At 72.4% G+C, this 18784-nt stretch carries 15 protein-coding genes and 1 pseudogene; 8 read left to right on the forward strand and 8 right to left on the reverse strand.

All coding sequences use genetic code 11. The features are described from left to right. Positions 1–148: 148 nt before the first annotated feature. The gene (locus WMF26_RS31285) at positions 149–886 is read right to left on the reverse strand and encodes a ferredoxin--NADP reductase (RefSeq protein ID WP_020738144.1); all 738 of its coding nucleotides are present in this window, start codon (positions 884–886) and stop codon (positions 149–151) included. Positions 887–1097: 211 nt separating this feature from the next. Further along, positions 1098–1301, reverse strand: a complete 204-nt coding sequence (locus tag WMF26_RS31290) for a hypothetical protein (RefSeq protein ID WP_437995678.1) — start codon at positions 1299–1301, stop codon at positions 1098–1100. Between the two features lie 820 nt (positions 1302–2121). On the opposite strand from WMF26_RS31290, the pseudogene WMF26_RS31295 reads away from it, so the two are divergent. Further along, a pseudogene (locus tag WMF26_RS31295) lies at positions 2122–2247 on the forward strand (DSD1 family PLP-dependent enzyme); the annotation flags it as partial. 13 nt (positions 2248–2260) lie between these two features. Here WMF26_RS31295 and WMF26_RS31300 read toward each other — a convergent pair. After that, positions 2261–3097 carry a hypothetical protein gene (locus tag WMF26_RS31300; RefSeq protein WP_437995679.1) on the reverse strand — a complete coding sequence of 279 codons (837 nt, stop codon included), beginning with the start codon at positions 3095–3097 and terminating at the stop codon, positions 2261–2263. Between the two features lie 113 nt (positions 3098–3210). Next, positions 3211–4530, reverse strand: a complete 1320-nt coding sequence (locus WMF26_RS31305) for a flavohemoglobin expression-modulating QEGLA motif protein (RefSeq protein WP_437995680.1) — start codon at positions 4528–4530, stop codon at positions 3211–3213. A gap of 261 nt (positions 4531–4791) precedes the next feature. Here WMF26_RS31305 and WMF26_RS31310 point away from each other — a divergent pair, with 261 nt between their 5' ends. The 6 genes from WMF26_RS31310 to WMF26_RS31335 all read left to right on the forward strand — a co-directional run bounded on the left by WMF26_RS31310 (position 4792) and on the right by WMF26_RS31335 (position 10467). Beyond that, positions 4792–5742, forward strand: coding sequence for a sigma-70 family RNA polymerase sigma factor (locus tag WMF26_RS31310; protein WP_437995681.1), 951 nt, complete (start codon positions 4792–4794; stop codon positions 5740–5742). Between the two features lie 129 nt (positions 5743–5871). Next, a complete protein-coding gene (locus tag WMF26_RS31315) occupies positions 5872–6363 on the forward strand; it encodes a DoxX family protein (RefSeq protein WP_437995682.1) in 492 nt (163 codons plus the stop codon). 45 nt (positions 6364–6408) lie between these two features. Then, complete coding sequence (locus WMF26_RS31320) at positions 6409–6825, forward strand: VOC family protein (protein ID WP_061626176.1); 417 nt, start codon at positions 6409–6411, stop codon at positions 6823–6825. Between the two features lie 112 nt (positions 6826–6937). Continuing rightward, complete coding sequence (locus tag WMF26_RS31325) at positions 6938–7570, forward strand: glutathione S-transferase family protein (RefSeq protein ID WP_437995683.1); 633 nt, start codon at positions 6938–6940, stop codon at positions 7568–7570. Between the two features lie 861 nt (positions 7571–8431). Beyond that, on the forward strand, positions 8432–9820 hold the full coding sequence (locus tag WMF26_RS31330; RefSeq protein WP_437995684.1) for a C39 family peptidase: 1389 nt from the start codon (positions 8432–8434) through the stop codon (positions 9818–9820). An 11-nt stretch (positions 9821–9831) separates the two neighbouring features. Further along, a complete protein-coding gene (locus WMF26_RS31335; RefSeq protein WP_437995685.1) occupies positions 9832–10467 on the forward strand; it encodes a hypothetical protein in 636 nt (211 codons plus the stop codon). A 161-nt stretch (positions 10468–10628) separates the two neighbouring features. Here the strand turns inward: WMF26_RS31335 and WMF26_RS31340 are convergent, their stop codons facing one another. Both WMF26_RS31340 and WMF26_RS31345 read right to left on the reverse strand, forming a co-directional pair. Further along, positions 10629–10973 (reverse strand): ArsR/SmtB family transcription factor, encoded by a 345-nt coding sequence (locus tag WMF26_RS31340; RefSeq protein ID WP_437995686.1) that lies wholly within the window; start codon positions 10971–10973, stop codon positions 10629–10631. Positions 10974–11098: 125 nt separating this feature from the next. Further along, positions 11099–14998 carry an ATP-binding protein gene (locus WMF26_RS31345; RefSeq protein WP_437995687.1) on the reverse strand — a complete coding sequence of 1300 codons (3900 nt, stop codon included), beginning with the start codon at positions 14996–14998 and terminating at the stop codon, positions 11099–11101. A gap of 271 nt (positions 14999–15269) precedes the next feature. Between WMF26_RS31345 and WMF26_RS31350 the strand changes: the two genes are divergently transcribed. After that, positions 15270–15653 (forward strand): YybH family protein, encoded by a 384-nt coding sequence (locus WMF26_RS31350; protein WP_437995688.1) that lies wholly within the window; start codon positions 15270–15272, stop codon positions 15651–15653. Positions 15654–15695: 42 nt separating this feature from the next. Here WMF26_RS31350 and WMF26_RS31355 read toward each other — a convergent pair whose 3' ends face one another. Beyond that, entirely contained in the window at positions 15696–17171 is a 1476-nt protein-coding gene (locus tag WMF26_RS31355; RefSeq protein ID WP_437995689.1) for a sigma-54-dependent transcriptional regulator, read from the reverse strand. Next, complete coding sequence (locus WMF26_RS31360) at positions 17168–18706, reverse strand: HAMP domain-containing sensor histidine kinase (protein WP_437995690.1); 1539 nt, start codon at positions 18704–18706, stop codon at positions 17168–17170. The genes WMF26_RS31355 and WMF26_RS31360 overlap by 4 nt, the downstream gene beginning before the upstream one ends. Positions 18707–18784: the final 78 nt, after the last annotated feature.

Here is an 18784-nt window from a genome sequence, read left to right on the forward strand (position 1 = left end):
GGAACCGCCCGCGGGGGTGGCATCCTACGTCGTACCCAGGGTGCCGCTCAAGGCGCGCCGCGCCCGCGCGGCGGCGATCCGCGACGCCGGCGGCGCGGCCGCGGAGATCGCGGAGAGGCGGGCGCCTCGCTCGCGGCGGGGCCGGGGCTCAGTCGTAGCGCTCGACGTGGACGTGCTTGCGGGGGACGCCGAGCTCGCCGCGGGCGAGCTCGCGAACGGACGAGACCATCCGATCGAGGCCGCAGATGAAGACGTGCGGCGCCGGATCGCCGCTCTTCTCTGCGAGCTCCCGGTAGAGCTCGGGCACGTGCGCCTGCACGTAGCCGCGGCGGCCGGCCCAGGACGGGCCGCCGCGCGAGAGCGTGATCTCGTAGCGGATCCGGTCGGATCCGCGCGCGAGCGCCTCGAGCTCGTCGCGGTAGATGACGTCCTCCTCGAAGCGCGCGCCGAACAGGATCCACAGGTGGGGCGCGGCCAGCCCCGCGCGCAGGGAGGCGCGCAGCATGCTCCGGAGCGGCGTGATGCCGGTGCCGGTCGCGACGAACAGGGAGGGCGCGGAATCCCCGGGATCGCGGGTGAAGAGCCCGTGCGGGCCGATGGCGCGGAGCGTGGCGCCGGGCTCGAGCCGGTGCAGGTGCTCCGAGCCCGCCCCGCCCTGCACGAGCGTGACCGCGAGATCGAAGCGCGGGGAGCCGTCGGGGGCGGAGGCGATGGAGTAGGCGCGCTTCACCTCGCCGCCCGGGAGCGGGAGGACGAGGTTGACCCACTGGCCCGCCTCGAACAGAAACGACCTCCCGTCGGCGCGCTCGAACGAGAGCTCGCGCACGAAAGGGCTGAGAGGCCGGGCGGCGACGAGGCGGGCTTCGAACGGTTCGGCGTGGATCATGGTCGGGCCCCGGCGGGGCTCGGCTGCGAGGCCGCGCGGGTGGCGAGGTCTTACCGCAGCCTGCGCCCCGGCCCAATCGCGATCGCCTCCGAAAGGGCGCCGCCGGGGGGCGCGCAATCGCGGGAATCGCGGGCTTCCGCCCCGCGGCGCCGGAGCGCGCGGCCGGGCCGCCGCCCGGGCCCGCGCTCCGGCGGGGGAGCCGTCGCGGGCTCTACCGCACGCCCATGCGGCGGCGCTGCGGGATGTTCACCGCCGGCCGGGAGCGATCCAGGTTGGGGAGCCCGCGCGGCGGGCGGGAATCCCGGTGCGCGGGCTTCGGCGCGGGGAGCTGCCCGCGCTGCGCAGGCGTCCGGTCGGGCGATTTGGCCGAGCCCGACGCGAGGTCGGAGACGGGGAGATGCGCGCGTCGCTGCATAGGATCCTCCATGGAATCGGTCATCAACACATCGGGAAGAGCACCCACGCTGAACGAGACCTTCGAAGAACCGACTCTCATACACCCTCCATTCATCGTACGTCCCCGGACTCAGGGCGGATCGAACCCGTGAGGGACGCTGTCTCTCTGGGCCTCTCCCTGCTCGCTCGACCGGCGCTCTCTCGACGCAACTCCGCCGCTCGTCGGGGCGGGACGGTCCGCCTCGCCGCACGCTCCCCGTCGAGACGACTCAGCGTCTCGACGTCAGGAGAGAGGACGATTCGGCCCGTCGCGCCACGAACGCTCCGGCTCGGTGCTTCGAGCGCGCGGCCAGCGAGCGAGGGACGATCGCCAGGAGATCACGAATCTCCCGGTCGTCGGCCTCCAGCGCCTCTGGCTCGTCCGCGCGTCACCCCGCTCCGTCCCAGCGCGCACACGACGCGAGCTCGCGCGGGGATCCGCGGGTCGCCGTCGTGGCTGCTCATGCGCGACGATACAGGGGGGGGCCGTGCCTACCTGGGCAACAGGCGCTCATCTTCTACCACGGCGAGCACTGCGTGAGTGTTCCCGTGAGTAGGCCCCTGAGGGTCCGCGCGACGGAGCGTGGTGTCAGTGAGAGATGCGCATGGTGGACGCGGGCTACGCGTCGAGAGGGACACTAGCACTCGACCTCGATCTTGCCCAGCACTTTTTGTGGAGGAGGGGTGTCCTCCCGCTCGCTTCACGCTGGCCGCTTGGCCGCTGGCGCGCGGCCCTGCCCCGGGCCGCGCACATCGAACATGGATATTCGCTGAGCTGGAGACACCGGCGCTCGTGAAGGATCGGCACGCCGCTGCGGATCCTGCCCGACCACGCCTGCGCGACCGCCGCGCAGCACGCGCGGTGCCATGCCGTGGCCGGTGGGACGGCGATCGACGCGGTGTGGGAGCGCCTCGGCGGGTGGTGATCGCGCTCGGCGCTCAGAACGCGACGCGCAGCCCCGCGCTCAGGGGGCCTGCGCCGGGCGACGCGGCCACGGCGCCCGGGCCGACGAGGAGCTGCGCGACGGCGGGCGCGCTCGGCGCGTCGTCTCGCCGCACCCGCCGCTTGCCGAACACGTAGAGCGGCAGGCCGACGGCGATCCCGGCCACGCCGCCGAGCGCGGTGGCGATCGCCACCCTGGACGCCTCGGTGCGCGCGGCGGTGCTGTTGTCGTGGCTCGCGAGGACCAGCGCCGCGCCGCTGAGGATGGCGGCGCCGCCCAGGGTCGTGAGGACGAGCCCCGAGATCACCATGACCGGGCTATTCCACTCCGTCGTCCGCTCCTCGAAGTCGCGGAACGCCTCCCTCGCCGCCGCGAGCTCCAGCTCGATCCGGCGCTGCTCGGCGCGCCGCTCGTCCGCGGAGCCGAGCTCGTGGACGCGGCGGGCCTGGCTCTCCAGCGCCGCGATGCGCGCCTGGTGCGCGGCGGCGGTCGCTTCCCACGTGGCCCCGGGCGGGACCCCCGCCACGGCCGGCGCGACAGGGGGCGCCGGCGCCGGGGTCGAGGCGGGAGGCGAGGGCGGCTCCGCGGCCACCGAGGGCGCGGCCGCCGCGGGAGGCGCGGGCGGCTCCGCGGCTACGGAAAGCGCGGGCGCCGCGGGAGGCGCGGGCGGCTCCGCGGCCACCGAGGGCGCGGCCGCCGCGGGAGGCGCGGGAGGCTCCGCGGCTACGGAAAGCGCGGGCGCCGCGGCAGCCAGGCCCAGCGCCCACGCGACGACACGACGACGCGCCACGGCCGCGCGCGGGCGCGCGATGCGGAGGTGGGCCTGCTTCATGCGCGCAGCGTCACCCCTCGACAGGGCCGGGTCAAGGCGCGGGCGTCCGAGAGCACGAGACCTCCGCTCCGCAGGAAACCGGCGCGCCGGCGGTCCACGCGGCGGCTCGCCGCTCACCCCTCGCGCGGCCGGCCGCGGCGCCGCTTCCCCTCCCCGGCCGGGCGCGCGTCGGCGGCCACGCGGAGCAGCTCCCGGAAGTGCCGCTCCACCGGGCCGAGATCGATGCCGTCCATGAACGACGTGAACGCGAAGTACGGCAGCAGCGTCTGCCAGGCGCGCAGCCAGCCCGGGAGGTAGCGCGGCCGCTCCAGCACGCCGGCGGCGCGCAGCTCCGCCAGCACCGCGATGTCGTCGAGCGCGATCCGGCCGCACACGAGCAGCTCCACCTCGTCGCGCAGCCCGCCGCGAAGGACCGCGGCCAGGAAGGCGTAGACCTCGAGCAGCCCGGCCAGGTAGCAGGCGTCCTTGGTGAACGGCGCGCCGCCCTCGACGAGCCCGCCGCGGCACACGCGCTGGGCGTCGAAGTAGGCGTCGCGGCGCTCGGCCCCGCGCTCGCGCAGGTGGCGGTAGAGATCGAGGAAGCTCGCGCCCTGCTCGGCCATGTCCACGAGCCGCACCCGCTCGGCGAGCCGGGTGAGGCGGCCGATGGAGAGCGAGCGGCTGTAGAGCTCGGCGAAGATGGCGAGCCCCTCCTGCGTGCGCGTGGTGCGGGGGCCGCCCGAGCGCAGGAACGCGCACCGCGGCTGCGCCGCGCCGTTGTGCGCGGTGAGCGCGTGCGTCTCGACCTCGTGGTGCCACAGCCCCTCGGCCTCCCAGGAAGCGAAGGTCGCCTCCGGCCGGATGCGGACCCGGCTCATGCCGGCGACCACCTTGGCCGTGACGCGCGGGTCGAGGGTGACCTCGATGTCGAGCCGCGGCGCCCGGGCCGCCACGCGGGCGGCGAGCACGTCCCGGAGCGCGCCGGCGTCGAGCGGCTCCTCCTCGGGATCGCTGGCCTCGTCCCAGCCGTGGACGCGCAGGCGCTCGGCGAGGTGCTCGGCGAGATCGATGTTCCTGAGCGGGCCGCCGAAGAACCGCGAGCGCGCGCCGCCGTAGAGCTCCTGCGACCGCGCGGAGAACGCGCGGGTGCCCGCGGCCTCGAGCAGCTCCGCGGCCTGGATCTGGGCGCGGACGTTGTCCCGCAGCCAGTCGAGCGCCGGCGCGTCCCCGTCGATGGACCCGAGGAGCTCGCGCAGCTCGGCGACGCGCCGCGCGAGGCCGTCGCGATCGACGCGGTGCTCGACCTCGGGGAGGCGGTCCTCGCCGGCGGCGAAGAAGCGCTCCTCCACCTCGCGCGGCCAGGCGATGTCGTCGAGCAGCTTGAGGGCCTTGCCCTCCGCCAGGCGGCCTCCGACCCGATCGAGCTGCTCCAGCACGGCGCGGTCGATGCTCATCGAACCCAGGATCGCCGAAGTCGCGAGTCGCGGGAACCGTCATTCCCTCGACGAGGTAGCGATTGCCATCGTCCGTCGCTTTTTTGAGCGCCGTCGTCGCGCTCGTCGGCGGGCTCCGGCGCTCTGGCGCCGTTGCACGCAGCGAGGGTGTTCCGGGGCTGGCTCGGGAGCGTCCTTTGGCCCACACCCGAGACACGAAGGCTCCGCGCCGAGCGCGGTTGGCCGTGGACCCGCCGGAGAGCCGATGATAGGGTCCGGCCGATGTCGGAGAGTGTAGCCCAACTCGAAGAACACCGCGCGGCGCTCACTGGACACTGCTACCGGATGCTGGGTTCGGTGGTCGACGCCGACGACGCCGTCCAGGAGACGATGGTGCGCGCCTGGCGGAGCCTCGATAAGTTCGACGGGCGCTCGTCGCTGCGCACCTGGCTGTACCGCATCGCGACGAACGTCTGCATCGACCTGCGGGCCGACCGCGCGCGCCGGGCGCGCCCCATCGAGGAAGGCCCGGTCGGCACGGTGGACGACGCGCTCGAGACGCGCCCGCGCACCCACTGGCTGGAGCCCGTCCCCGACGCGCACGCCCTGCCGGCGGACATCGACGCCTCGGAGCGGGCGATGCTCCGCCAGAGCATCCGCCTCGCGTTCGTCGCGGCGCTCCAGCACCTGCCGCCGAAGCAGCGCGCCGCGCTGCTGCTCACGGAGGTGCTCGGCTGGTCCGCCGCGGAGGTCGCCGACAGCCTCAACACCTCGGTCGCCGCGATCAACAGCGCGCTCCAGCGCGCGCGGGCGACGCTCGCGAGCCGCGATCTCGGCGACGCGCGCCCCTCGCTGCCGGAGCCGCAGTCCGCGCTGCTCGACCGCTACGTCAACGCCTTCGAGCGGTACGACGTCGACGCGCTCACGGCGCTGCTGCACCAGGACGCGACCCTGTCGATGCCGCCGTTCACCCTGTGGCTCCGCGGCCACGAGTCGATCCGCGCCTGGCTCGTGGGCCCGGGGGCGGGCTGCCGCGGGTCGCGGCTCATCCCGACGGCGGCCAGCGGCTCGCCCGCGTTCGCGCAGTATCGCCCGGCGCCGGAGGGCGGCCACCGGGCCTGGGCGCTCATCGTCCTCGACGTCGCGGGGGACCGCATCGTCAGCATGACGTCATTCCTCGACACCGAGACGCTCTTCCCGCGGTTCGGCCTGCCGCTCGAGCTGCCGGCCTAGCCGCGGGCGCCCTGCCGGCCTGACCGCGGGCGCCCGGTCAGCGACGGCGCGACGATTTTTTTTCTGAGCGACCGATGATTCCTGACGGGGGCGGGGGTCTACGGGGGTGAATCCAGCACGGAGGCACCCATGACCGCGAGCGTCGCCAGCATCAATCATCGTGACCAGAACCTCGTGACCCGGCCCCAGGCCGAGGCGCCGGCCCCCGCCACGGCGCCCAACGCGGCGCCGTCCAGGCGAGCCGTGTGGGCGGGCCGCGTCCTGAGCGGGCTGGCCGTCCTGTTCCTGACGTTCGACGCCGCGGTGAAGGTGCTGAAGCTGTTCCCCGCGGAGGCGTCGACCGCCGAGCTCGGGTTCCCGGCGCACCTCGTCCCCACCCTCGGCTACCTCCAGATCGCCTGCCTCGTGCTCTACCTGATCCCGCGGACCGCGGTGCTCGGGGCGATCCTGTGGACCGGCTACCTGGGCGGCGCGATCGCGATCCACGTGCGGGTCGAGAACCCGCTCTTCAGCCACACCCTCTTCCCCATCTACGTGGCCGCGTTCCTCTGGGCGGGGCTCTGGCTGCGCGACCGCCGCGTGCGCGCGCTGACCGCGAGCCCGTCGTCGCAGGGCCGATGAGCTTCACGTTTCACGACAGTCCATCACGGTAAAGGAGAAGCAACCATGACCACGAACACCCCTCGCAAGCTCTTCGTCAACCTGTCCGTCCGCGACCTGAAGCGATCGATGGAGTTCTTCAGCAAGCTCGGGTTCGAGTTCAACCCGCAGTTCACGGACGAGAAGGCCGCCTGCATGGTCGTCAGCGAGGAGGCCTATGTCATGCTCCTCGCGGAGTCGTTCTTCAAGACGTTCACGAAGAAGGAGATCTGCAGCACGAGCACGCACACCGAAGGGCTCTTCGCGCTCTCGTGCAGCAGCCGGGCCGAGGTCGACGACATGGTGAAGAAGGCGATCGCGGCGGGCGGGTCGCACGCGCTGGATCCGCAGGATCACGGCTTCATGTACGGCTGGAGCTTCTACGACGTGGACGGCCACCACTGGGAGGTCATGTGGATGGATCCCAAGGCGATCCAGCCGTAGCCGGCGGGGCGCGGGCGCGCCGCCTGGAAGAGCCCCCATGAAAGCGGGGAGGTGGGGAGGTCGTCGTCCGTCCTCCCCGCCTCCCCGCCTCTCGCGATCGAGGACGTCACCGATGATCAAGGTCTACAACTTCGCGCGCGGGGCCCGCGGCCTGCGGGTGATGTGGCAGTGCGAGGAGATGGGTTTGCCCTACGAGGTCGAGATGGTCTCGTATCCGCCGAGCGAGGCCTATCGCGCGCTGCATCCGCTCGGCAACGTGCCGCTCCTCGAGGACGAGGGCGGCGTGGCGATCCACGAGTCCGTCGCGATGATGCTTTACCTGGCGCAGAAATACGGGCCCACGCCCCTCTTGCCCGACAAGGACGATCCGGCGCTCGCGCGCGTGCTGCAGATGACCGTGTTCGGCGAAGCCGCGATCGGGGCGGGCGTCAACGCCCTGCTGACGGCGCATTTCGGCGCGCCGGAGGCGGACAAGCGCAACTGGTCGGTCGTCACGCACGAGGCGAACGTCGAGCGGGCCCTGCGCTTCACGGCCGGCCTGCTCGGCGACAGGCCATTTCTCGCCGGGGAGCGCCTCACGCTCGCCGACATCTCGGTGAGCACCGCGATCGGGATCTATCGCGGCGCGCTCGGCAAGGCGCTGCCCGAGGCGCTCGCTGCCTACCAGGAGCGGCTGGCCGCCCGGCCGGCGCTCGAGCGCGCGCGCGCGAGGTGCCGCGGCCCGGAGAGCCCGGCGCACGCCTGAGCGCGACGCAGGCTCGGCGCGCCTGTCCTAGCCTCGACTTGGGCGCGTCTCTCTGCGAGCAGCTCGTCGAGGCGCTCCGCCCTTCCCTTCGTTGGCGCAGGTGCCCTCAGGTGCCGCCATCACCGCCGACGTCAGGCCATCCCAACTCAATTCCGAACAGCCGGAACATTTTTCATGCCGCCGAATTGCGTCACGGCGTGGATCTGCCTGTTCCAAGAACGTCAATGATTTCGTGTCAGTGCAGAACCTGCCCCCTTCGCCCTTGGCTCCTCCGCCAGCGAGCCGCCAGAATTCATGACCGAGCCGGCGTGTTCGAACATGCGACATGACTTGACGGCGGCCTGCGAGCACTGTACACGAAACGGTCAACGTATAGAGCGAACCGAACGTCTCGAGGGGCTCATCATTCACAGGCATTGGGTACCAATCACGGGGACCAAGGGGTGCTGCAGTCCGTGACGCGGCGTTCGAGCTACACACTCGGCACCTGCTCACGCTGGTTGGAGCGGGCCACAATCTGACGCGGAGGACGCCGAGACATCGGCCCCGGCGAGGTAGACAAGCACCGAACTCGCCAGCTCGGGACTGCGGCCACCGAAGCAGATCACGAGCATCGTGCGCCCAATCCGCTCTGAGGCTACCATCCACGCACGCGCGCTCGACCAGGCGCAATGCATGAGTTGGGATTCGAGGCCCATAAAACACGCCACGTCGCGCGTCTCGTGACAGCGGAGCCGACGATCACCGCAGAGCCGTCACGGATGTGCCAGCTTTGCACATGAACATCATCGGCGCGCGCACCGCCGCGCGCGCCGATCGGCGTTGAACCACGACAGAGAAAGGACACCTATGCGTATCCGGATGGGGTTCCTCATCGCGCTGAGCTGCGCCAGCGCATGCGGGACGGGAAATGAAGGCTCCGTCGAGCCCGGCACGATCGAGGAGGTCGGGGCTGCCGAGCAAGCGGTATGGACTGGGTGGGAGACGATCGGGGGCAGCCCGGTAGGCGGTCCTGCCATCGTGACCTGGGGCACGCAGTCGATGAGCGCCTTCTGGCGTGATGGGAGCAACAATCTCAAGCACAAGTGGTTCCCCTACAACAACACGTGGTCGTGGGAACAGCAGCTCGCCACGGGCGTCGTCGCTTCGGATCCAGCGGCGGCGTCGTGGAGCAGCACGCACATGGCCGTGTTCTGGCGTGGCACGGATGGGCGCTTGCAGCAGATCTCGTGGAACTCGGGGACCTGGTCGTCGCCGTCGACGCACTCGGACCTCATCGCGTCGGCGCCCGCCGCGCTCTCGCGCGGGAACGGTCAGCTGGACGTCTTCTGGCGAGCGAGCGACGGGACGATCCGGCAGAAGTCGTACAGCGGGGGAACGTGGTCCACAGCCCAGAACCTGGGCGGCAGCGCGACCACCGATCCCGCCGCCGTGCACTGGGGACAGGGCCGCATGAGCGTGTTCTGGAGAGGCTCCGACGGCCACGTGAAGCACAAGTGGTATCCTTACAACGGTGGCTGGTCCTGGGAGCAAGACCTCGGCGGCAACATCGCCGCCGGCTCTTCGCCCGGGGCGACTTCGTGGGGTAACGGAGCGATCAGCGTCTTCTGGCGAGGTACCGATGATCACCTGAAGCATCGGTGGTACCCGTACAACAACGACTGGTCTTGGGAGCAGGACCTCGGCGGAAATCTGCAGAGCTCACCCGACGCTACGTCGTGGGGAGACACACGCATCGACGTCGTGGCGACGGTGAATGGTCAAGTCCAGCACAAGATCAACAGCGCCTCCATGTTCGTGCCGCTCGTCGCGCAGACGCAGACCAACTGGTGTTGGGCCGCGAGCGGAGAGATGATCACGACCTACTACGGCAACGCTGTCGCTCAATGCACGATGGCGAACTGGGCGACATCTCGAAACGACTGCTGCAACGCTTCACCGCCCGCGGCGTGCAACGTGACGGGGTGGACGCCTTGGGCGACGCTCGGTTACACGACGCAGCAGAAGACGACCCTGACGCTCGCCGACATCCAGACGGAGGTCGCGGCGAACCGCCCGTGGACGCACACCATCGCCTGGGTCGGAGGTGGCGGGCACATGATGGTGGGTGTCGACACCTTCCGCTTCAACAACGACGATTGGGTCGTCCTGAACAATCCGGGCGGGACCGAAGACGTCGTCACGTACGCGGCCTACACGTCGGTCGCTGGTTCCTACAATCCCTGGACCGATCACTACGACATTCAGTGAGGAACGAAACGATGAGAACGTTCTGCCGCATGACTCTGCTCGCGTCGCTGCTCACCGTGACCGCCTCGGCGCAGTCGGCGGACCCATCGACCACCGCCGCCGAGGCCTCGGTCGCCGAAGCTCGCTCCGCGCGGAACGCGCGCATCGCGCGGGCGCTCGGCCTGAGTTCCCCGAACGACCTCGGCTCGATCACGCTCGACGCGCCGCTGCGCGTCTACCACGTAGACCTGACGTCGCTGCAGAGGTATTCCACAGGCGTTGATGCCTCCAGCCTGCTGCGTGACGTGGGGCAGCGCCTGCTCGCCGTCCGCCTAGCCGGTGCGCCGACGTCCACCATTGGAGTGCTCAAGACGAGCGCTGGCTGGAGCACGTTCCGAATGGGAGACCGCGCGCGCGCCGCGGGGATCGACCGGGCGGCGAGCGCCCTCGCCGGGAACGCCAGCGAACGATCGGGCGGCACGTTCTTCGTGCAGGTTCCGGCGCTCGGCGTCGAGTTCTTGGCCAGCGTTCAAGGCGGCGAGCTGAGATTATCTCCGGTGAAGGATGCTCCCGCGTACGGCGTCGCGCTGGGGAGCGTCGGACGCGCTGAAGAGGTCCTTGCCTCGCTCGTCCCCGCGGCGCAGGCGATCTCCTCCTCCTCCCCATAGCAGGTTGCGGCGCAACGAGCGTTCGAGCAGCCCGTCACCGGAAACGGCGTCCTACCGACCCGGGTCCCACCGTGGAGGGCCGTCTCCGCTCCCCAGCGCGCTCGCGGCGCCGGACGAGAACGACCCCGGCCGCCCCTGCGCTCTCGTGCTGCCCGACGGCATCACTCGCCCTTGCTCTCTTTTTCCTTCAGCTCCTCCAGCAGGTCGTCGAGGCGCTCGTAGCTGCCCTCCCAGAAGCGCTTGTAGTTGTCGAGCCAGCCGCTGGCGTCCGCGAGCGGCTTGGCCTCGATCCGGCAAGGCCGCCGCTGCGCGTCGCGGCCGCGCGAGATCAGGCCAGCGCGCTCCAGCACCTTGAGGTGCTTGGAGATCGCGGGCTGGCTCATCGCGAACGGCTTCGCCAGCTCGGTCACCGACGCCTCGCCGGACGCGAGGCGCGCGAGGATCGCTCGCCGTGTCGGATCGGCGAGCGCAGCGAACGTTGCGTCGAGGCGCTCGGACGGGGTCATTGCATAACTCCTTGGTATAAAAACCATTTAGTTATACAATGTGGTGTCTGTGGGGTCAAGCCTCCCGGCGACGACGGCTCGGCCGGGAGGCTCCTGTCGCGTCCCACGTCACGTACGCCGCGCGGCTACGTGCGCGGCGCGGTGAGCACGTCCTGCAGCGTGGCGCCGCCCACGGGCTTGATCAGGTGCAGGTCGAAGCCGGCCCGCCTGGACCTGGCCTGATCGTCGGTCCCGCCGTACCCCGAGAGCGCCACCAGGTAGAGCGCTTCGCCGCCCGGCGCGGCCCGCGCCCGCCGGGCGACCTCGTAGCCGTCGATGCCGGGCAGGCCGATGTCCACGAAGGCCACCTCGGGGCGCAGCTCCAGCAGCTTCGTCACGCCCTCCAGCCCATCCGCCGCCACCGCCACCTCGTGCCCCAGCGCCTCGATGTACGCCCGCATCACCCGGCGCACGTCCTCCGCGTCCTCCACGACGAGCACCCGGCGCCGGTCGGCCGCCGCCTCCGGCGCCTCGGCGCGCTGCGCCGGATGCGGCGGCGGCCCCTCGCGCGGCGCCGGTTGCGGCTCGTCGCGCGGCGCGAGCGGCCCGGCGCTCGGCGCAGGCTGCGGCGCCGCGCCCGGGCCGAGCGGCAGGCGCACGGTGAACTCGCTGCCCTGGTCCGGCCCGGCGCTCGCCGCGATCACGCTGCCGCCGTGCAGCTCCAGGAGCCGACGCACCAGCGTGAGCCCGAGCCCCAGCCCGCCCGTGCGCCGGTCGATCGTCTGGTCGACCTGCGTGAACAGATCGAACACCTTCTCGAGCATCGCCGGCGGGATGCCGCGGCCCGTGTCGCGCACCCGCAGCACCGCGGCCTCGGGCGCGCCGCCCGCCGCCTCGCGCGTGAGGCGCACCGAGATCGAGCCCCCCGGCGGGGTGTACTTCGCGGCGTTGGTCAGGAGGTTCGTCACCACCTGCTCCAGCCGCGTCGCGTCGGCCCGCATGCCGAAGCCCCCGGGCCCCACCGACACCGAGAGCGCATGGCGCCGGGCCTCGAGGGCCGGCCTCGCCGCGGCAGCGGCGTCCTGCACCACGGCCGCGAGATCGACGTCCCCGAGGCGCAGCTCCACCGTGCCCCGCGTGATGCGCGACACGTCGAGCAGATCGTCCACCAGCCGCACGAGGTGGCCCATCTGCCGCCGCGCGATCTCCCGGAAGCGCGCCGACGTGGGCCCGTCGCCGTCCACGTCGTCGAGCAGCGTCAGCGACAGGCTGATCGAGGCCATCGGGTTCCGGAGCTCGTGCGCGAGCATCGCGAGGAACTCGTCCTTGCGCTGATCGGCGAGCTTGAGCGCCTCGACGAGCGCCTCCACGCGCCTCCGGGCGCTCACCTGGTCGGTCACGTCGAACGCGAACACGAGGACGCCCTCGATCGCCCCGTCGCGATCGCGCATCGGCTGGTAGACGAAGTTGAAGAAGACCTCCTCCGTCGTGCCGTCGCCCCGGCGGTCGAGCCGCACCGGGAGCTCCTTGCCGACGATGGGCTCGCCGGTGCGGACCACGGCGTCGAGGAGCTCCCAGATGCCCTGTCCATCGAGCTCGGGCAGGGCGGCCCGGATGGGCTCGCCCACGAGCGCTCGACCGCCGACGAGCCGCTGGTAGAGCGGGTTGACCACCTCGAAGACGTGCTCCGGCCCGCGGAGGATGGCGATGGGCCCGGGAGCTTGCATGAAGAGGTCGTTCAGGTACTGGCGCTGCCCCTCGGCCTCGCGCCGGCGGCGCGCGAGCTCCACGTGGACGCGGACCCGCGCGAGGAGCTCCTTCGCGGAGAACGGCTTCACGAGGAAGTCGTCGGCGCCGGCCTCGAGGCTGTCGACGCGCGCCTCCTCGCCCGCGCGCGCGGAGAGCATCACCACGGCCACGCCGCGGGTGCGCTCGTCGGCGCGCAGCGCCCTGAGCAGGCCGAAGCCGTCGAGCCGCGGCATCATCACGTCGGTGAGCACGAGATCCGGCGGGTGGGCGCGGGCGCGCTCCAGGGCAGCTTGACCGTCGGTCGCGGCCTCCACCGTCCACCCCTCCGCCGCGAGCAGCCGCAGCGCGTACTCGCGCATGTCCGCGTTGTCGTCGGCGACGAGGACGCGCCCCGGCAGCTTCCTACCCGGCCCCTCGCCCGCCGGCCGGGACGCCGGCGCCTGCTCGCCGCGGAGCCACTGCGCGGCCTCGTCGAGGAAGGGCGCGGCGTCCCGCCCCCCCGCGGCCGGCGGCGAGGCCCGCGCGACGCGGTCCTCGGGCAGGTGCGCCTTGCCGAGCGGGACGGACACCGTGAAGCGGCTGCCCTCGCCCAGGCGGCTCTCCACGGCCACGGCGCCGCCGTGGAGCTTCGCCAGCTCCTGCACCAAGGCGAGGCCGATGCCGCTGCCCTCGTAGCTGCGGCCGCTGGCCCCCTCGACGCGGTGGAACCGGTCGAACACGTGCGGCAGCTCGGCCTCCGGGATGCCGGTGCCGGTGTCCGCGACCGACAGGACGGCCCGCCCGCCCGCCGCCTCGAGCGAGACCCGGACGCCCCCCGCGAAGGTGAACTTGAAGGCGTTCGAGACGAGGTTGAGGACGATCTTCTCCCAGAGCTCCCGGTCGACGTAGGCCGGCTCGGCGAGCGGCGGGCAGTCCACCGTGAGGGAGAGGCCGGCCCGCTCCAGGAGCGAGCGGAACGAGCTCGCCAGGTCCGCGGTGAAGGCGCCGAGCTCGGTCGGCTGGTAGCTCGCCTGGATGCGGCCCGCCTCGATGCGCGAGAAGTCGAGCAGCGTGTTGACGAGCCGGAGGAGCCGGAGGCTGTTGCGGTGGACGATCGCGAGGCGCTCGCGCTGCCGCGGAGGCAAAGGCTGCTCGGCGTCCGAGAGGCCGTCCTCCACGGGCCCGAGGATCAGCGTCAGCGGCGTCCGGAACTCGTGGCTGACGTTGCTGAAGAACGCCGTCTTCGCGCGGTCCAGCTCGGCGAGCGCCTGCAGCCGGCGCTGCTCCTCCTCGCTGGCCCGGGCGTTCTGGATCGCCGTCGCGCAGTGGCCGGCCACGAGCCGCAGGAAGGCGCGGTAGTCGTCGTCCAGCACGAGCCGGGGGCTGACGCCGGCGACGAGGAACCCGGCCGGCCGCCCGCCGGCGCCGGCGCGGGGGAGCGGCAGCACCACCGCCCGGCGCGCGGCGTCCGGCCACGGCCCGCCCGGGAGGGGGCCGACGCCCGCGGGCAGCTCGGCGAGATCCACCTCCGCGTCCTCGCGCAGCGCGCGATGCAGCGGCCACACCGCGCCGCCGGCGGCGTCGAGGCTCACCGTCGCCGGCGCGGCGGCGTGGCCCGGGTCGAGCCCGGCGGTCGCCGCGAGCCGGGCCTGCGCGCCGCCCTCGTCGGCGAGGTAGAGCAGCGCGAACGGCAGGTCGCGCCCGGCCTCCGCCACGGTGTCCATCATGACCCGACAGGCGTCCTCGACGTTCTTGGCGTCGGCCACCCTCGCGCCGAGCGCCGCGAGGAGCTTCAGCCGGCGCTGCCCGAGGATGAGCCCGGTGCTCTCGGAGCACGCCACGAAGACGCCCGCGACAGCGCCTCGCTCATCCCGGATCGGGCTGTAGCCGTAGTTGAAATAGCACTCTTCCAGGAAGCCGTTCCGATCGAGGATGAGCAGGCCGTCCCGGAGGTACGTGGCCCCTCCGGCGAAGACCTTCTCGATCATCGGCTCGATGACGTCCCAGATCTCCTTCCAGCACGCGCGCCCCGCCTGGCCCATGGCGGCCGGGTGCTTCTTGGAGCCGAGGATGGGGCGGTAGCCGTCGTTGTAGAACTGGATCAGCTCTCGGCCCCACCAGAGGAACATGGGGTGCTCGGACGAGAGCAGGATGGAGAGCGCGGTGCGCAGCGACTGGGGCCACGCCTCGACGGGGCCGAGCGCCGTCCGCGACCAGTCGATGGAGCGGATCAGCGCCCCCATCTCCCCGCCGCCCGAGAGCGCGGCGCCGGCCGGGTCCAGCCCGTCTCCGGCGCTCGCCGCCTCGGCCCGGCTCATGCCGGCCTCCGCTCCCCGCTCCGATCGAGGTGGCTCGCGCGCAGTCCCGTCATGGCGACCGTTCGCTTGTACCACACCCCCCAGGGCCCGGCCTCCGGCGCCGCCGCGTCGCGGGGTCCCCGCGCGCTTTACCTGATGAGTTCGTCAGAGGCGCTGTGGACCGCTCGACACGAGCCCTGCATGTCCATCGCCGCCGGCGCACGAGTGAATTGAAGATTCGTGCATGGACGCCACGGCCTCTGGGGGCCACGGTCAGCGCTGGAGGTCACGCATGGACGTCAAGGAACCCCAGCAGATGAACGCGATCTTCGCCGATGCCTTCAACTCCGGCGATCTCGACCGGATCATGGCGCTCTACGAGCCCGGGGCCGTGCTGGCGCCGGCGCCGGGCCAGCGCGCCGCCGGCGCGCCCGCCATCCGGGAGGCGATCGGCGCCCTCCTCGCGCTGCGAGGCCGCATGGCGTCGAAGAACAACTACTGCATGCAGGCCGGGGACATCGCCCTGCTGCAGGGCGAATGGCGCCTGTCGTTCGTCGGCCCCGACGGAGAGGAGGTCACCGAGACGGCGCGCTCGGCGGAGGTGGTGCGAAGGCAGCCTGACGGGACCTGGCGTTACCTCATCGATCACCCGGCCGGCGACGACACGCCCCGATAGCAGCGCCGCCCGGCGCGCCGCGCGCCACGTCCGCCGAGGGCGTCACTCCTTGAAGCTGGCGGAGGAGAGGCCGTGCTTGCGGAGGAGGTCGTAGAAGTCCGTCCGGTTCCTGCCGGAGAGCTTCGCGGCGGCGCTGACGTTGCCGTTGGCGCGGCGGAGCACCTCGACCAGGTAGGCGCGCTCGAACGTGTCGCGCGCCTCCTTGAGCGACGGGAGCGCCGAGCCGGGGTCGCCGAAGGCCACCGACAGGATCTCGCCCGCGGCGTCCGGGATGGCCGGGGTCTCGGCGTCCTCGGGCTCCGCGCCGCTCGACCAGCCGTCGAGCTTGCGGGCGGGGGGGACGAGGAGGGTGCTGAGGTCCTGCGGCCGCAGGCGCTCGCCGCGACAGAGCAGGACGGCGCCTTCCATGACGTTGGCGAGCTCGCGGACGTTGCCGGGCCAGGGGTGCGCGAGGAGCACGCGCAGGGCCTCGGGGGAGAGCTTGGGCTCGGAGAGGCCGTGGCGGGCCGCGGCGCGGGAGAGGAACACCTCGCAGAGCAGGGGGATGTCCTCCACCCGCTCGCGGAGCGGGGGCATGACGATGGGGACGACGTGCAGGCGATAGAAGAGATCCTCGCGGAAGCGGCCGTCGCGGACCTCGGTGAGGAGATCGCGGTTGGTCGCGGCGACGACGCGGACGTCGACCTCCTCCTCGTTGAGCGAGCCGACGCGGGTGATGCGGCGCTCCTGCAGCACCCGGAGGAGCTTCACCTGGACCGCGGGAGGGGCGTCGCCGATCTCGTCGAGCAGGAGGGTGCCCCCGTTGGCGGAGGCGAAGAGGCCCTCCTTGTCGCGCGTGGCGCCGGTGAACGCGCCGCGCACGTAGCCGAACAGCTCGCTCTCCAGGAGCTCGGCCGGCAGGGCGCTGCAGTTGACCGCGACGAACGGCTTGCCGCGGCGCTGCGAGAGGGCGTGGAGCGAGCGCGCCGCGAGCTCCTTGCCGGTGCCGGACTCGCCGAGCAGGAGGACGGTGGCGTCGGTGGGGGCGACGCGGGAGATGATCTCGCGGACGGCGGCGATGCGGTCGCTCGTCCCGAGCAGGCGCAGCTCGTCGCTCTGGGCGCCGATGATGCGGCGCAGGCCGGCGACCTCGCGGCGGAGCGAGCTGCTCTCGACCGCGTGCGCGAGCTTCTGGAGCAGATCGAGGTCGTGGAACGGCTTCGTGAGGAAGCCGTACGCGCCGCGCCTCATCGCCTCGACGGCGATCTCGATGGTGCCGTGGGCCGTGAGGATGACCACGGGCACGTCGGGGGAGCGCTTCTGCACCTCGCTGAGCACGTCGAGCCCGTCGCAGTCGTCGAGGCGGAGGTCGACGATCATCGCGTCGACGGGCTCGCGGGAGAGGGCGGCGATGCCCCCGGCGCCGGTCAGCTCCGTGGTGACCCGGTAGCCGTGGTGCTCGAGGCGGAAGGCGAGCAACTCGCAGAGGTGCGGCTCGTCGTCGACGATGACCACGTGGGGCTTTCGGGCAGGGCTCATGGAACCGCGGGGACGGGGTGTAGCGCAGCGGGGGCTTGCTCGGAAGAGCGCTCGGTCGAGAGCGGCAGCCAGAGGCGGAAGGTGGCCCCCGCGGCGCGGGCGTCCTGGCCCGCGCCGGCGGCGCTCGCGGCGTGGTCGTCGAGCTCCAGATCGCCGCCGTGGGCGCGGGCGATCTTGCGGGAGAGGGCCAGGCCGAGGCCGATGCCGACGCGCTTCGGGGAGTTCGCGACCGGCTGCGTCTTGAACTCCTCGAAGAGCGACTGCCGGATCTCCCCGGGGACGCCCGGGCCCTGATCGGTGACGCTGATCATCACCCGTCGGCCGGGCCGGCCGCCCTTCGTGTCCTCGACCAGCTCGCGCCGCACGAGCACCTGCTGGCCGGGCTTGGAGACGGAGGTCGCGTTGCGCACCAGGTTCGCGACGGCGCGCTCGACCAGGGCCACATCCAGGCTGCACGGGGGGACGTCGCCCGGCGTCTCGACCTCGATGGTGACGCCGCGCTCGCGCGCCTCCGCCTCCTCGTCGCGCACGGCGCTGCGGATCAGATCGTCGATGGAGGAGCCGTCCTGGAGGCGGATGGGGGAGCCGGCGCTGAGGCGGGAGAGGTCGAGCAGGGTGGTCACCATGCGGATCTCGCGCTCGCAGGCGACGCGGGCGATGTGGAGGATGCGGGTCTGGCGCTCGCTCAGCGCGCCCCCGCCGACGCCGTCCTCGAGCAGGGAGATGGCCTCGCGGATCTTCGTGAGCGGTGTGCGCAGCTCGTGGGAGACGGAGGCGAGGAAGCCCTGCTTGAGCGTCTCGATCTCGGCGAGGCGCCTGCGCATGGTCTCGATCTCCAGGGCGAGGTCGCGCACCTCGGCGGGGCCGCGCACCTCGGCGGCCGCGTCGAACTGGCCCTTGCCGAGGCGCTGCGCCTGCGTGGCGATGGCCGCCAGCGGCTCGGTGACGGTGCGCGCGATCCGGTGCGCGAGGAGCGCGGCGACCACGCAGGCGGCGATGGAGATGGCGAGGCCGTTCGAGAGCGCCGAGGCGCTGGCGCCGCGGGCGTCCTCCTCCTTGGAGCGGACGCGGTCCTGGAGCTCGCCGATGCGCATGACCCACGCGTCCGTGAGCTGCTCGTCGAGGCGCACGCGCTCGTGCTGGACGTCGGGGTCGGTGAGGTGGCCGCACGTGCCGCCGTCGAGCGCGCCCTGCGCGAGCTGGAGGTGGCCGTCGATCGACGGGAGCATCGGGTCGGACGTGAGCAAGGCGGGGTCGCCGGTCTCCGCCTTCAGCGCGGCGATCCGCGTGCGGAGGATCGGGGCGACCTCGTCCCACGAAGCGCCGCGCGAGCACGCCTCCTGACCGCGCCGCATCGCGAGCCCCATCGCCCAGGCGGCGTGGTGGAGCGCCGCCTCGCGCCGGAGCTCCTCGGTCTCGTCGCTCAAGAGGTTCTGCAGCGACGAGGTGATCTGGGCGAGCGACCCGAGGACCACGCCGAGGGCGACCAGCATCACGAGCACCGGGGCGGTGTGAGACAGCACGAGTCGGGTCAAGAGGCGCATGCGAGACCCCGACTATGATCTCGCGCGTCATCGAACGCACGAGCCGCCGACATTCCACACTTTTTCGAG

This window comes from Sorangium sp. So ce185, from assembly GCF_051526825.1.
In the GTDB taxonomy this organism is placed as follows: Bacteria; Myxococcota_A; Polyangia; order Polyangiales; family Polyangiaceae; genus Sorangium; species Sorangium cellulosum_D.